The 14264-nt window shown below is 70.4% G+C and carries 11 protein-coding genes and 2 pseudogenes; 3 read left to right on the top strand and 10 right to left on the bottom strand.

What is annotated here, in order from left to right; genetic code table 11:
* Positions 1-25: 25 nt before the first annotated feature.
* The 4 genes and pseudogenes from G6W55_RS14365 to G6W55_RS14350 form a co-directional block, all read right to left on the bottom strand.
* Positions 26-994: a type II secretion system F family protein gene (locus tag G6W55_RS14365; protein WP_254876246.1), complete on the bottom strand. Its 969-nt coding sequence runs from the start codon at positions 992-994 to the stop codon at positions 26-28.
* A gap of 7 nt (positions 995-1001) precedes the next feature.
* Positions 1002-2267: a TadA family conjugal transfer-associated ATPase gene (locus G6W55_RS14360; protein ID WP_254876245.1), complete on the bottom strand. Its 1266-nt coding sequence runs from the start codon at positions 2265-2267 to the stop codon at positions 1002-1004.
* Positions 2264-2857: pseudogene (ssd, locus tag G6W55_RS14355) on the bottom strand (septum site-determining protein Ssd); the annotation flags it as partial. The gene G6W55_RS14360 and the pseudogene ssd (G6W55_RS14355), both read right to left, overlap by 4 nt.
* Before the next feature lie 153 nt (positions 2858-3010).
* Positions 3011-3274: a hypothetical protein gene (locus G6W55_RS14350; RefSeq protein ID WP_175521209.1), complete on the bottom strand. Its 264-nt coding sequence runs from the start codon at positions 3272-3274 to the stop codon at positions 3011-3013.
* A 275-nt stretch (positions 3275-3549) separates the two neighbouring features.
* Here G6W55_RS14350 and G6W55_RS14345 point away from each other — a divergent pair, with 275 nt between their 5' ends.
* Entirely contained in the window at positions 3550-4197 is a 648-nt protein-coding gene (locus G6W55_RS14345; RefSeq protein ID WP_175521208.1) for a hypothetical protein, read from the top strand.
* A 145-nt stretch (positions 4198-4342) separates the two neighbouring features.
* Here the strand turns inward: G6W55_RS14345 and G6W55_RS14340 are convergent, their stop codons facing one another.
* From G6W55_RS14340 to ssd (G6W55_RS14325), 4 genes and pseudogenes are all read right to left on the bottom strand, one after another.
* Positions 4343-6706 (bottom strand): hypothetical protein, encoded by a 2364-nt coding sequence (locus G6W55_RS14340; protein WP_175521207.1) that lies wholly within the window; start codon positions 6704-6706, stop codon positions 4343-4345.
* Between the two features lie 14 nt (positions 6707-6720).
* Entirely contained in the window at positions 6721-7071 is a 351-nt protein-coding gene (locus G6W55_RS14335) for a helix-turn-helix transcriptional regulator (RefSeq protein ID WP_175521206.1), read from the bottom strand.
* Between the two features lie 4 nt (positions 7072-7075).
* Positions 7076-8215 carry a site-specific integrase gene (locus G6W55_RS14330; protein WP_175521275.1) on the bottom strand — a complete coding sequence of 380 codons (1140 nt, stop codon included), beginning with the start codon at positions 8213-8215 and terminating at the stop codon, positions 7076-7078.
* 113 nt (positions 8216-8328) lie between these two features.
* Positions 8329-8919 (bottom strand): annotated as a pseudogene (gene ssd / locus G6W55_RS14325) (septum site-determining protein Ssd); the annotation flags it as partial.
* A gap of 630 nt (positions 8920-9549) precedes the next feature.
* Here ssd (G6W55_RS14325) and G6W55_RS14320 point away from each other — a divergent pair.
* Positions 9550-10383, top strand: coding sequence for an HAD family phosphatase (locus G6W55_RS14320; protein ID WP_030795901.1), 834 nt, complete (start codon positions 9550-9552; stop codon positions 10381-10383).
* 352 nt (positions 10384-10735) lie between these two features.
* Here G6W55_RS14320 and G6W55_RS14315 read toward each other — a convergent pair whose 3' ends face one another.
* Positions 10736-11560: an oxidoreductase gene (locus G6W55_RS14315; protein ID WP_085212075.1), complete on the bottom strand. Its 825-nt coding sequence runs from the start codon at positions 11558-11560 to the stop codon at positions 10736-10738.
* Positions 11561-11661: 101 nt separating this feature from the next.
* Here G6W55_RS14315 and G6W55_RS14310 point away from each other — a divergent pair, with 101 nt between their 5' ends.
* Entirely contained in the window at positions 11662-12642 is a 981-nt protein-coding gene (locus tag G6W55_RS14310; RefSeq protein WP_175521205.1) for an ATP-binding protein, read from the top strand.
* A 59-nt stretch (positions 12643-12701) separates the two neighbouring features.
* On the opposite strand, the gene G6W55_RS14305 is transcribed toward G6W55_RS14310, so the two are convergent.
* Positions 12702-13976 (bottom strand): hypothetical protein, encoded by a 1275-nt coding sequence (locus G6W55_RS14305; protein WP_175521204.1) that lies wholly within the window; start codon positions 13974-13976, stop codon positions 12702-12704.
* Positions 13977-14264 lie beyond the last annotated feature (288 nt).

The raw sequence follows: 14264 nt of genomic DNA, 5'->3' as shown, positions 1-14264 counted from the left end.
CCGCCTCCACCCACATCGACTCCGCTCACGACACCCACCTCGCCGTCACCCGCCCCGCCGCGGCCCGCCCCACACGGGCCGTCACCGCCCGCGCCGCACGCCCCTCAGGCCCGCCTCGCGCACCTCGCTCACCACGCCCGTCCCGACCGTCCCGTCCCTCCGCCTTCCGCACGATCCACAGCACCCACCACACCCCGGCCGCCTCCAGCGCCCCGCCGACCGCCAGGCAGGCCAGCCCCAGGCCGGTGTGGAGCAGGACGTGCAGCGGGTCGGCACCGAGAGCCGTGCCCAGGAGAAGGCCGACGGCCGGCAGGCCGGCGAGCAGCACCGCCGTGGCCCTAGGCCCCGCCAACTGGGCACTGAGATCGGCCCGTTGGTCGCGCTCGGCACGCAACGCCGCTTCGAGACGGTCGAGTCCGGCCGCGAGCCCGGCGCCTCTGTCCACGGCCACCCGCCAGCACGCCGCGAGTCCCAGCAGCCCTTCGGCACCCGGTCGGCGCGCCGCAGCCGCAAGGGCCTGCGGGACGTCCTCGCCGAACCTCGCCGCCGCCAGCACCGCCGCCTGAGCCTCGCCAAGACCGCCGGTGTCCCGAGCGGCCCGCTGCAACGCCTCCCCGGGCTGCCGTCCCGCACGCACCTCCCCGGCGAGCGCCGCGCACAACGCGATCACCGCGTCCCCGCGCCGCTCCCCGTCCCGCCGCGCCTCGGCGGCCCTCAGGGCCCGCCGCAGCAGGGGCACTGCGGCCGCCCCCGCGAGGAGCGGCAGCACCGAGGCGCCCAGCACCGCCAGGGCCAGCCCGACGACCGGCGCCCACCACTCGGGCCGCCACCGGTCGCGCAGCCACCGCATCATCCGGGCCGGCTCCGGCCAGGCCGGGGGCCCGACGCCGACCACTCCTCCCCCGGCCAGCAGCAACTGTGCGCGCCTGGCCCCGGAGTACGGCCCGCCCAGCATCCACGCCGCCGCGCCGGCACAGGCCACGGCAGCCGCCATCGGAATTTCACCCGTCCAGCTCATCGCCTTCTCCACTCCCCTCGGTCCCACCACGTCGTCCGCCGCATCCGATTCCTCCGCGCTCCCCGCTCCCGCCGGCCCCACCGCTCCCCGCACCCCGCAGCAGCTCCCGCAGCCGCGGCCACCCCCGTTCATAGGCGAAAGCGTCGGCCTGCCACCGCAGCGCCGGCACAGTCCGCACCAGCCCGGACGGGTCCCGCTCCAACACGTCCACCTCGGCGATCCGGCGCCGCCCCACCGGATCCCGGACAAGATGCAGGACCACCGACAGGGCGGCGGCCACCTGGCTGTGCAGCGCGGCCCGGTCGAGCCCGGCCGCCGTGCCGAGCGCCTCCAGCCGTGCGGGGACATCCGCGGCGGTGTTGGCGTGGACCGTCCCGCAGCCGCCTTCGTGGCCCGTGTTGAGCGCGGCCAGCAGGTCCACGACCTCCCGCCCTCGCACCTCGCCCACGACGAGCCGGTCCGGTCGCATTCGCAGGGCCTGCCGCACCAGGTCCTCGAGCGTGACGAGCCCGGCACCCTCCTGGTTGGCCGGTCTGCTCTCCAGCCGGACCACGTGCGGATGGTCCGGCCGCAGCTCCGACGAGTCCTCGGCGAGCACGATCCGCTCCCGGGGCCCGACCAGCCCCAGCAGCGCGCTCAGCAGGGTGGTCTTGCCGCTGCCGGTGCCGCCGCTGATCAGGAAGGACAGCCGCGCCCGTAGCAGGGCCCGCAGGATCCCGTCGCCGCCCGGCGGGACCGTGCCGGCGGCCACCAGTTCGTCGAGGGTGAACGCGCGCGGCCGTACCACCCGCAGCGACAGACAGGTGCAGCCGACGGCGACCGGGGGCAGCACCGCGTGCAGCCGGGTCCCGTCGGGCAGCCGGGCGTCGACCCACGGCCGGGCGTCGTCCAGGCGCCGCCCCGCCACCGCGGCCAGCCGCTGCGCGAGCCGTCGTACGGCGGCCGCGTCGGGGAAGGCGACGGTGGTCAGTTCGAGACCGCCGCCCCGGTCGACCCAGACCCGGTCCGGGGCCGAGACCAGGACGTCGGTGACCGACGGGTCGGCGAGCAGCGGCTCCAGGGGCCCGCTGCCGGTCAGTTCGCGGCGCAGCCGCTCCGCCGCGCCGAGCACCTCGGCGTCTCCGAGGACGCGGCCCTGTTCGCGCAGGGCCTGCGCCACGCGCGCGGGTGTGGGTTCCGCCCCGCTGTCGGCGAGCCACTGCCGTACGCCGTCCAGCAGGAGCCCTTCGGGTCCGGGTGGTGTGCTCATGTGCCGCTCGCCTCGGTCAGGGCCCGCTCCCAGAAGTTCTTGCAGAAGCGGGCGAGGGGCCCGCGTGCGGTGGCTCCGGGGGGTGTCCTGCCGCCGTCCTCCCGGTGCAGTCCCGGCTCGACGGGCACCTCGCCGGCCAGGGGCAGGGTGAGCAGCCTGGCCACCTCGTGGTCGTCGAGGCCGGGCGCGTAGGGGCCGCGGACGGCCACCCGCAGGTCGCGCAGGACCATGCCGGCGGCGGAGGCGACCCGTCCGGCGGCGGCGACGGCGCGCAGCTCCGCGGGGACCACGAGGATCCCGAGGTCGAGCTGGGCGAGGATCTCGGCGACGCCGTCGTCGATGCGGCGGGGCAGGTCGACGACGACCGTGCCCCCTCGGCGGCGCGCTGCGGCGAGCACCGCGCGGACGGCCTGGGGCGGGACGGCGACGCAGTCGCCGCGGTCCCAGCTCAGCACGCGCAGGGAGTGCAGTTTGGGCAGCGATTCCTCCAGGGCGCCGCCGCCGACCCGGCCGCGCGAGGCGGCGAAGGCCGGCCAACGCAGCCCTTCGGTGGTCTCGCCGCCGAGCAGGACGTCGAGTCCGCCGCCCAGGGAAACCGACGGGTTCGCCGAATCTGGAGGCAGATCAGCCTCGAACCGGCAGGCCGTTCACCTTAGAAGCCCTGGTCGGCGTCGGGTTCCAGTGGAGCACAAAAAAAGAAGCCCCGCCGGTGTCGGCGGGGCTTCTAGGCCGGGCTGGTGGCCTCAGACGAGGTCCGAGGGGGCCTCCGGCGTCTCGGGCGGCTGGGGCGGGGGTCCGCCGTCGCTCTTCTTGTCAAGGAGGTTGAAGATCAGCTGGGTCAACGCCACGGCCACCGCCGCAACCGCAGCGCCCGCGAGAACCCGCTCGTAGGGCATGAGAGCCCCGCAGGTGAACCCGACGAGCGCGACGGACACACTGATGGCGAGGCGTCGCCTTTCCGCCAGCCGCTTCAGTAGGGCACTCTTGAGGTGCCGGAGCTTGTTCATTCAGCCTGCTCTCGGTCGCGGCGACCGCCTGGCCTGATGGCTCGTGTGTAGGAGCCGAGTAACCATCAGGTCCGGCGGGCGTCCGGATCATATGGACGTTTCTGTTGTACTACGGTCACGTCGTCGCAGGTCAACGCACGGGCATCCGGGGATAAGTTGTAGACGCACTAGAGACATCTAGTTGACAACTGCCTGACGGAGGAGTGATCTTGGCAAAGCGGCGCTTAGGCATACCCCTGGCTCCCGCCGGTCCGCAATTCGAATTCTTCGCCCTCATGCAGCAGTTCGTCCTCGAACGCGATGATCCATCTCTGGCAGCGATGGCGAAGATGACGGGTTATTCGCGCCAGGCACTGCATAAGGCACTGAGGGGACCCGATCTCCCTAGCCAGAGCCTCGTGAAGACCGTCGTGGGGGCCCTCTTCCAGAGCAGAGAGGAAGAGGAGTCGGAAGCCGACGCGAGCCAGCGCAAGCAGGCCATCCGGCGGGCTCTCGACGCCCTGGGTGCCGCAGTGGCCGACAAGACCGCAAGGGAACGCGGTATCGCCCCTGGCTCCACGTTGCAAAATGAGCCGTCCGCGGCATCGGAGGGCCGGTCACGCGGTGAACGGGGCCCGGCCTTCGAGCGTTTCACCAACGAGCTGCGGCGGACTCACGAGCTCGCCGGCAGGCCAACCTTGGACTCGATCACGCGCGAGCTTCTGATGACCAACAACAGGGTGGCGCCGTCGAGAAGCACGCTCAGCGACTGGTTGACAGGGAGAACTATCCCGCGAGACTGGCCAACTCTGCACGTCCTGCTGGAGGCGTTGCAACGGATGAGCGGGGGAGAAAGGCGCCTCCCTCGGGACACCAAGGCCCGACTTGAGCAGATGTGGCAGATGGCCTGGGATGAACGTCAGTCCCAACGGCGTGGACCCTGAAGCTCGTGCCGTGAAATATCAGGTTCACCAAGCTGCCGAACCTGTAAGGCCGGACCACCCCGGACTACTTTGCAAGAAAGCCCAGGTCATCGCGTATCCAGGCGCCGAATCAGTCGGATCGTTCCGGACAACACGAGGAAGATGATCACGCTTTGGTTAAATCAACCTTTTTGTCCGGGTGGGCGGCGGCGACGTATCTTGTCGCGGTCGCGCCGCAGATGCCGAAGACGCGCATGAGGCGGACCGGGTCGGCGGTTTCCCGGGCCTCGTCGAAGAGCCGGTCCTGCCGGAGCTTGTCCGGGCTGATGCGGGCCCGCTGGAAGGGGGTTTTGATGACCTCGTTGCTGACCTGCGGGTGCAGATCGTCGACCGCGGTCTGTCTGCTGACGATCAGGTAGGGGTTAGTGCAGTCGGGCCACCGCTCGACGCGCTCGATGATCCAGGCGGTTGCCAGGTTCATGGTGAGTTCGTCGAGATAGACCACGTGGTCCATGCGGCCATGGCGGCGGACTCGCAGCTGACCGCGGGCCCGGTCCAGGTCTTCCAGCCGCAGTCGGCGGATCTGCGTCATAGGGAGGGCATGCACCGCCGTCAGGGCGACGATCAGCTTGTCCCGGACGCCGGGGACCTTGTCGAGCAGACCTCGGAGGCGGTCCGAGGGCAGTGGTGCCGGCAGGCGCCGTGCGACGGCCAGGGAGACGGTGCGGGCGGGGTCGCGGAAGATCAGACGCTCCCGCTTCAACGCCCGGAACATCGACCGGAGGCCGACGTGGATGTTGCGGGCGGCAGTCCCCCGCAGCGGTTTGACGACGTCCTCGACGTGCTGCTTCGTGATCTCTCTTGGGTCGGCGAGACCGGACGCCTCCCAGGCCCGCAGGGTGGGGGCGACGTCGCGGACGTAGCGGTTGACGGTCTCCGAGCTGCGGGGCAGGCTCGGCTTGCTCCCCTGGCCGGTCAGCACGTCGATCCAGGCGTGAACTGCGTCGCCGAACGCCTTGGGCAGCCCTTCCGCGATCCTGCGGGCCGCGGCGATCTGCCCGTCAACCGGCTCCTCGATGGCCAGGAGGCCGCGTCGCCGCAGGTAATTGACGACGCGGGCGCCTTGGTGGTTCGAGCTGAGTGAGGCCACCGACCTCACGTCCTTCTCGCGGATCGGTGCGTCGGCGCCGAGGTGGGCGACCAGGATCCGCAGGGTGCGGGTGCTGCCGCCCATCTGTGCCACTGTCCAGCCGCGTTGCTCGATGTAGGTCACGAAGTCGGCCATTACCGACTCCGCCTTCGCGGTCAGAGTGGGAAGTTCGGCTTCGTCCAGCCGTCCCCAGTCCCGTGGCGGAGCGGGGAACAGCTCCAGCTGCCCGGGGACGACGAGCTGGGTGGAGACGGGGCGGGCCGCTCTTTCGGCGGCCTGCGCGAGCTTGCGCTTGGACTCGAAACGGCCCTTGCGACGGGTTCCCGGGTAGCGGGCGTCGAGCGTCCGCAGTTGCGGGGCAACCTCCCGGCCGAGCCACAACTGATCGCCGCCGACCAGGGCGATCCCGGCGAAGTCGATCTCGCTCTCCATGGTCACCACCCGGCAGAACCGGCAGAGCCCGTCGGACTCGGCGATCGGAAGGTCGCGGTGACAGCGGCGGCATTCGCCGGTGCCGCGGTGCAGATAGGACCACTGGCGACAGCCCAGGCAGACCGTCAGTCCATCGTTGGCCCAGGCGAAGCAGTGTCCGCAGCTGCCGTAGTCGAGTTCGTCGGCCGGAACGAGGCGGGGCCGTTTGGGCGCCAGCAGCCCGGCCCGCCGCAGTGCCTCTCCGACGGTGGGCTGCATGGTCGGCAGCTGCTGGACCAGCTCCGGGCGGACCTGCCGTTCGCCGGGCTCGCGGGCGGCCAGCGCGAGCCGGGCAAGGTTCCAGGTCATCCGGGACCAGGACGCGGCCGTGACGCCCCGCTCGTCGGCGATCTTCCTCAATTCGGCGATCACGGTCGGGAGATCGGGGACCTCACGGTCGTGAATGCGCCCGCCGTCGTGCCTCGTGAAGGTCCGCCGCGGGACGGGGAACAGACCGAGCTGCCCGGGCATCTGCGGCGGACAGATCCGCGGGTCGTCCCGCACCGGCGACGGACACAACTCCCTCACCCAGGGCGGAATCTTCTGCCTCGCCATCGGCTGATCGTGTCTCCGCAGCGGGTTCGCCTCGGGCGGGGTGACGCCGGCCAGGGAGAAGGTCAGCTGCCGGGGCCTGCCCGGCGGCAGGTAGCCGCGACGGACCTCGGACCACATCCAGTCCTCGTCCTGGCCCGCGCGAACGGCCAGCAGACAGGCCCGGCAGGTGCCGTCCTGGGCGACGGACTGCGGGTAGCCGCAGCGGCGGCAGGTGCCCAGGTAGCGGCCGTGGGTGCCCTTGTTCGCCCAGGTCCGCAGCCGCCCGCAGGGCGGACAGAGCCAGTGCATGGTCACCTCGCCCCAGCTCGCGCAGTACTCGCAGGAGCCCACCGGGGGCCGTTGCCGCCGTGCCATCGCCTCGTCCCCGGTCAGTTCGGCGGCATCGAGCGGCGCCGGCCGTTGCTGCCCGGCTTGGGGACCGGCCGGGCCGGGCCGTTCGGCCCGGCCTCGGCGCCGCCTGCGGCGGCCCGCCGCTCGGTCTCGCGGCCGCCGTCCACCAGCTCGACCGGCTCGGCCTCCATCAGGTCCGCGACGGTGCAGTCCAGCGCGGTGCAGATCATGTCAAGGTCGTCGAGGCGGACCGTGATCGGCTTGTTCGACCACAAGGCGGCGACCTTGCTCAGCGAGGGCGTGAACCCCACTTCGGCGAAGGCAGCCTGCAACTGGGTGGGGCGCCAGATGTCGCGCCGGGCGGCGACCCAGCGCAGGTTCCACTTCATCGGATCACGACTCCATGCTCAGTCGGCGAACCGCTCGCCGGGAGGACTCCAGGCTCTGCCTTTCCGGGTCGCCCTTGGCGGTCGCGAGATACCCGACCGTCGTGGTCGCCCAGGTGTGGCCCAACAAGACCTGCACGTCCCACAACGGCATGCCCGACTCGTAGTTGTGGGTCGCGCAAGCGTGCCGCAGCAAGTGCGGGAACAACTCGGTGACCGACCCCTTCAGGTGCTGCTTGGAGGCGGTCTTCAAGGCTCGGCGGAAGGTGTCCGGCAGCACCGCCGGGGCGATCGGCATGTTCAGTGCGGCGATCGCCTTCGGCAGCCGCTCGGAGGGGAACAACGGGGCGTGCGGATCGCTCGCGTCGTCGCGGAACTCGCCGCGGATCTCCTCGACGTACCACCACAGAAGTTCACGGCCGTCCTGGAACAAAAACGCCTCGCGTTCGCGCGGTCCAGAGCCGTTGGCGCCCTTGCCCTGGACGAGGAAGCGGCCCCACTGGCCGTTTTCCCAGTGGACGTCGCCGATCCGCACCGCGCACAGTTCGGCGGCCCGCACTCCGGAGATGTAGGTGAGCTTGGACATCACGTAGTTCCTGGCGGCGACCGGATACTTCCGCTCGGTCGGCAACACGTCCCGCCAGGAGGCGAAAAACTCCTTCATCGCCCGCGCCGACGGCGGGATCCTCAACCCGAAGTCGCCGCGGTGTCGGGGCCTGTTGAACGGGTCGATCGGCGACTCCACCGCCGCCCCGAACCGCCGCAGAATCTCGCCCGCGTAGCGCTGTTCGAGGAAGGCGAAGTAATTGTCGATCTTCGTCAGCTTCGACCGCATCGTCGCGTGCCGCCCGGGCTTGCCCGGCCCGGCGAAGTACCGGTCCAGATCCCGCGAGGTCAGCCGCCAGGGCACGACGTCGTAGAACGAGCAGATCTCCAGCACCGGCACCACCAGCGTCTGGAGCGTCTTCGCCGACAGCCCAGCTACATCCCTCGCCCAGCAGTACTCGGCGAGCGTGTCGTGGAACAGTGCCCTCTCGTCCGCCGGCGAGGACGTCTCGAAGGCCTGCTGTTGCAGCGTGAGCACGTCGGCGAGCCCGGCTTCCTGCCGGGGTCCGTCCTGTACGTCCGCACCAGCCTCACCCGCGATGAGCGAGAAGCGACGTGTTCTGGAATCCGCCACGAGCCAGCAAATTACGGGCCGATCACCTGGAATCTGCCAGTAACGGTGAAAACCTCACACGATCGTGTGGACCACGCTCATCGGGCTGCAACCAGCGCAAACAGCGGATAAGCACGTACGGAAGCTGTACGGGAACCCGCCGGATCTCCAGTTGGATCGGCGTCCACCAGAAGGGTGCGCAGGCCCTCCCGCGCGGAGGTGACGGCGAGGGCGCACGCGAGCGTGGAGGCTCCGGCGCCGCCGCGGCCGCCCATCACGCCGACGGTGAGCGCGGGCCGGCCGACGCCCTCGGCGACGTCGGCGATGCGGTCGACCAGCCACTGTTCGCCGTCGGGCAGCATCAGCACATGGTCGGCGCCGATCTCGACGGCGCGCCGCCAGACCCCGGAGTCGTCCTGGTCGCGTCCGACGAGGACCACGCCTCGTCTGCGGGCGGCCCCGCGCACCCGGTGCGCGGCGTCGTCGCCGACCAGGACGAGTGGCGCCGCCTCCCAGCTTCCGCGGCGTGCGGGCACCGAGGGGTGCACCTCGGGTGTGGCGCCCGCCGCGGCGCACAGGCGCAGCAGGTCGTCGAGGAGTGCCGCGTCCTCGGTGACGATCAGCGGCTTGCCCGGCCGGTCTCCGGCCGTGGGCGGCGGGTCGTGTGTGACGGCTCCGGTCACGGTTTCCATCCCCCTTCGCTGCGGGCCGCGCAGTCTTCCGCGGTCCCGCGATTCCCAAATGTGTGAAGAACCGGGCAACCGGTCTCCGTATGAACAGCCCGGACGGAAACCGCCCGGGTGCGCCGGCCAAAGGGAACCGGCCATGAACCGGGCTTGAACCCGGCCATGAACGCGGCCCGAGCGGGCGCTTCGGAATCACGGTGCAGCGAAGACGGAAATGATGTGGATCTTGGTGGAAAACTGTGGACAAGCGGGTGCTTGTGAATATCGTCGTCACCCATACCGGTGAGCCCCGCACCATGCCGGGACCACCCGCCGGCCACCCCCGGGCCGCCCTCCGCGCGACTTCCGCAGAGCAGTCAGACGACTACCCAAAGTGACGGACCACGGACATGCGGAAGAGGCGGCCGCAGCCGCCTCGGTACGGCGCCACGGCCGTGTTCAGAAGGGAAAAACCCACCCGGACATGCGACGACCCCCGCCGGGGGGGAGAGCGGGGGTCGTCTCCACGGCCGACTCGGGGGGGGAGGAGCCGGACCGGGTTAGCACGGTCGCGAACGATCCGTGACTTCCATGGTGTACCCGAGAGCCTTCTCAGGCAAACCCACGCGCCCACCTTACGCCGAATGGGCTGCCCCTATGCTCATGCTTGTGGAAAACCACTCCTTGCCCCGCACAGCGGCCTTCTTTGACCTGGACAAGACGGTCATTGCGAAGTCGAGCACGCTCACCTTCAGCAAGTCCTTCTACCAAGGCGGACTGATCAACCGCAGGGCCGCCTTGCGGACCGCGTACGCCCAGTTCGTCTTCCTCGTCGGCGGTATGGACCACGACCAGATGGAGCGGACCCGAGAGTACCTGTCCCGGATGGTGCGCGGCTGGAACGTCCAACAGGTGAAGGAAATCGTCGCCGAGACCCTTCATGACTTGATCGATCCCCTCATCTACGACGAGGCGGCCTCGCTGATCGAGGAGCACCACGTGGCCGGCCGGGACGTCGTCATCGTGTCGACGTCGGGCGCCGAGGTGGTCGAGCCGATCGGTGAACTCCTGGGCGCGGACCGTGTGGTGGCCACCCGGATGGTGGTGGGCGAGGACGGCTGCTACACCGGCGAGGTGGAGTACTACGCGTACGGCCCCACCAAGGCGGAGGCGGTCAAGGAGCTGGCCGCGTCCGAGGGGTACGACCTCTCGCGCTGTTACGCCTACAGCGATTCGGCGACCGATCTTCCGATGCTGAAGGAAGTGGGCCATCCGCACGCCGTGAACCCGGACCGGGCGCTGCGACGGGAGGCCGTGGCACGCGGGTGGCCGATCCTCGACTTCCACCGGCCGGTGCGGCTCAAGCAGCGAATCCCGTCGTTCTCCGTGCCGCCCCGTCCGGCGCTGGTCGTGGCGGCCGCCATAGGCGCTGCCGCGGCCACCGCGGGCCTCGTCTGGTACGCCAGCCGCCGCCGCGCCGCGACCGCCTGAGCGCGCCCACCGATCAAGCGCGTCCGTTTAGCTCGTATTTGAGAGTAAAAGTAAAGAACCAGCGCCAGGGGTTCCGCTTGTCCGGGGCCAGGAGTACAAAGGAATCAACGGCCCGCGAGACCAAGGACATCCGCGAGGATCACCTTTATCAACGCATCTGGCCCCACGGACCGCGCATGACCACTGGGCACCCACGCGACGTCGACCCGTCGATTACGGGCCAGCGCCACCAGGTGACGGGCAAGGTTCCCGCCCTGATGGGCATGTATCGAGGACGCTTGGTAACCGGGTGAGCATGCCAGCGGCGGTACGAGGACTCGTACCGCCGCAACCCGTGTGAGGGGCCCTTTTCCTACGCCGCGCCGCGCTGGAGCGCCTCGCACACCGCCGTCGACTCGCGGGCGCCCAGCTCGACCGCCCGGCCGCAGTGCGCGATCCAGGCCGCCATGCCCTCAGGAGTGCCCGAGACGTATCCCTCCAGGGCCGCCAGATAGGCCGCCCGGCCCTGCTCGGCGTGGCCCACCTCGGCCGGGCAGACCGACTTGGGGTCGAGGCCGCTGCCGATCAGGACAATGCGCTCGGCGGCCCGCGCGATCAGGCCGTTGTGGGAGACGAAGGGGCGCAGGGCGAGCAACTCGCCGTGCACGACGGCCGCCGTCACCAGGGCGGGCGCCGAACCGCCCGCGATGATCAACTGCGACAGCCCCTCCAGACGGCCCGACAGCTCGTCGGCGCCGGGCAGCGGCAGCTCGATCAGCGGCTCGTCGACCGTCTCACCGGCCTGCCGGGGCCGCCCGACCTCGTCGGCGTCGCTCGCAGCGGCCACCAGATGCAGCCGCGCCAGGACCCGCAGCGGCGACTGGCGCCAGATGGAGAGCAACTGGCCCGCTTCCGCGGTCAGCCGCAGGGCCGCGCCCATGACGCGCGCCTCGTCGTCGACGCTGAAGTCGCTGCGCCGGCGCACCTCCTCCAGGGCCCAGTCCGCGCCGGACAGCGCCGCCGAGCCCCGGGAGCCGCGCAGGGCCGCCTCGGAAGTGACCGCGTTGCTGCGCCGCCGCATGACCCGGTGCCCGTAGACCCGGTCCACGGCCTTGCGCACGGACTCCACGGACTCGGCCACACCGGGCAGCGAGCCCAGGGCCGCGAGCGGATCGGCGGACGCGCCTGTCGTACTCATGGGTACGACATTACGCAACCAGGCCCCGCACCCCTCGAAGGAGTGGTCTTCTTCACGCACACCTGACACGTACAGCTATCTCGCCACTACGCTTGGTGAACATGAAAATTGCTTTCGTCGGGAAGGGCGGCAGCGGCAAGACGACCCTGTCCTCCCTGTTCATCCGCCATCTCGCCGCCGCCGGGGCACCGGTGATCGCGATCGACGCGGACATCAACCAGCATCTCGGGCCCGCCCTGGGGCTGGACGAGGCGGAGGCCGCCGCGCTCCCTGCGATGGGCGACCGGCTTCCCCTGATCAAGGACCATCTGCGCGGCTCCAACCCCCGTATCGCCTCCGCCGAGACGATGATCAAGACGACCCCGCCCGGCGAGGGCTCCCGGCTGCTGCGGGTCCGCGAGGACAATCCGGTGTACGACGCCTGCGCCCGGCCGGTGGAACTCGACGGCGGCGCCGTCCGTTTGATGGTCACGGGCCCCTTCACGGACGCCGACCTGGGGGTCGCCTGCTACCACTCCAAGACCGGAGCGGTGGAGCTGTGCCTGAACCACCTGGTGGACGGCCGGGACGAGTACGTCGTGGTCGACATGACGGCCGGTTCGGACTCCTTCGCCTCCGGCATGTTCACCCGCTTCGACCTCACGTACCTCGTGGCCGAGCCGACCCGGAAGGGGGTCTCCGTCTATCGCCAGTACAAGGAGTACGCCCGTGACTTCGGCGTCGAGCTGAGGGTCGTGGGCAACAAGGTGCAGGGTCAGGACGACCTCGACTTCCTCCGCGCCGAGGTCGGGGACGACCTGCTCGTGACGGTGGGGCACTCGGACTGGGTGCGCGCCATGGAGAAGGGCCGGCCGCCCCGGTTCGACCTCCTGGAGGACACCAACCGCGAGGCGCTGCACCTGTTGCGGACGACCGCCGACTCGGCGTACGAGCGGCGCGACCGGGAGCGTTACACGCGCCAGATGGTGCACTTCCATCTGAAGAACGCGCAGTCCTGGGGCAATGAGCGGACCGGGGCCGACCTGGCGGCACAGGTCGACCCCGACTTCGTCCTCGGCGAGAGCGTCGCGGCCGCCGTCTGACGCATACACAGGCGTCAACGGGGCGGCCGCGACCGTGTCCCGGCCGGCCGGTCGGTTCTCTACCGCCCGGCCGCGGGCGCCCCGGGGACGCCCTTCGGGGCCGGGGCCGCGGCTCCGGAGCCTGCGGAGAGGAAGGACTCCCAGCCCTGCGTGGGCGCCTGGCCGACGTCCAGGGTGCGCAGTCTGGCCAGCGTCTGCGGGTCCTGGGTGTCGAGCCAGTCGGCCAACTGCCGGAAGGAGACACAGCGCACGTCGGGCTTGTTGCAGACGGCCTCGACGACGTCCTCGACGGCGCGCATGTACGTGCCGCCGTTCCAGGACTCGAAGTGGTTGCCGATGATCAGCGGGGCGCGGTTGCCCTGGTAGGCCCGGTCGAAGCCTTTGAGCAGGCCGTCACGCATCTCGTCGCCCCACTGCGCGTGCTTGGCGGGGTCGCCCTGGGTGGTGGTGCCGGACTGGTTGACCATGAAGTTGTAGTCCATGGTGAGCTGCTCGTAGCGGTGGCCGGGGAAGGGCACGAGCTGCATCGACAGGTCCCACAGGCCCTGCTTCTTGCTGGGCCAGACCTGGTTGTTGACCCCGCTGGTGTCGTAGCGGAAGCCCAGTTCGCGGGCGGCCTGCATGAAGTTCTGCTGGCCTTCGAGGCAGGGAGTGCGGGCGCCGACGAGTTCCTTGTCGTAGTCGAAGGGCAGCGGGGCGGTCTGCGTCATGCCCGTGTTGGTCTTCCAGGTCTTCACGAACTGCTTGGCCTGGGAGATCTCGTCCTTCCACTCGTCGACCGACCACTCGCCGACGCCGCCGTTCTTCCCGCAGAAGTGGCCGTTGAAGTGGGTGCCGATCTCGTTGCCCTCCAGCCACGCCAGGCGCAACTGCTCCACCGTGGCGGCGATGCCCTGCCGGTCGTTGAAGCCGATGTCGGAGCGGCCCGGCGAGTGCTGCGGCGGCCGGTAGAGGTCGGCCTTCTCCTCCGGCAGCAGGTACACGCCGCTGAGGAAGTACGTCATCGTGGCGTTGTTGGCCTTGGAGACCTGGCGGAAGTGGGAGAACAGCTTCTGGCTGTCCTCGCCGGCGCCGTCCCAGGAGAAGACCACGAACTGCGGGGGCTTCTGACCGGACTTCAGCCGTTCGGGGCGGGGCTGGTGTGGCTGGGCCCCGGTGTAGGCGGTGGACCCGTCGCCGATCAACCGGACCGTGCTCTTGGGCGCCTTGGCCGGTGGGCCCTCGACACCTTCCTTCGCACCGTGGGAACCGCCGGTTCCCGTGGCACAACCGGCGAGCGACGCGGTGAACGCCACGGCGACGGCGCCCGCGGCGATCCTGTGGGTGGCGGCCATCATCCGCCCACCTTCTTCCTTCTCTCGGCCAACGCCGGCGAGGGCGTTCTCTGACGGTGCCGCCGGGACGAGCCGACGGCGCCGTCAAGGTCGCACGGGGACCGAGAAGGAATTAGTACGACAAGCCGATGAAATGCCCAGTTCATACATTCGAGTGATTGCATGCCCCATTTGCCGCATATATCCATGCCGGACCTTTACTCTGCATTACGATCCGTTTACTGAGCGTCACTTTTCATCCCGCCGCTGCACGCCGTGACCCACGGCCGCGACCACCCCCGTGTCCCA

The sequence above is a fragment of the Streptomyces sp. CAI-85 genome (assembly GCF_013363615.1).
GTDB classification, from domain to species: domain Bacteria; phylum Actinomycetota; class Actinomycetes; order Streptomycetales; family Streptomycetaceae; genus Streptomyces; species Streptomyces antibioticus_B.
The sequence above is the reverse complement of the archived record's forward strand: the minus strand, read 5'-3'. Positions and strand labels throughout refer to the sequence as shown.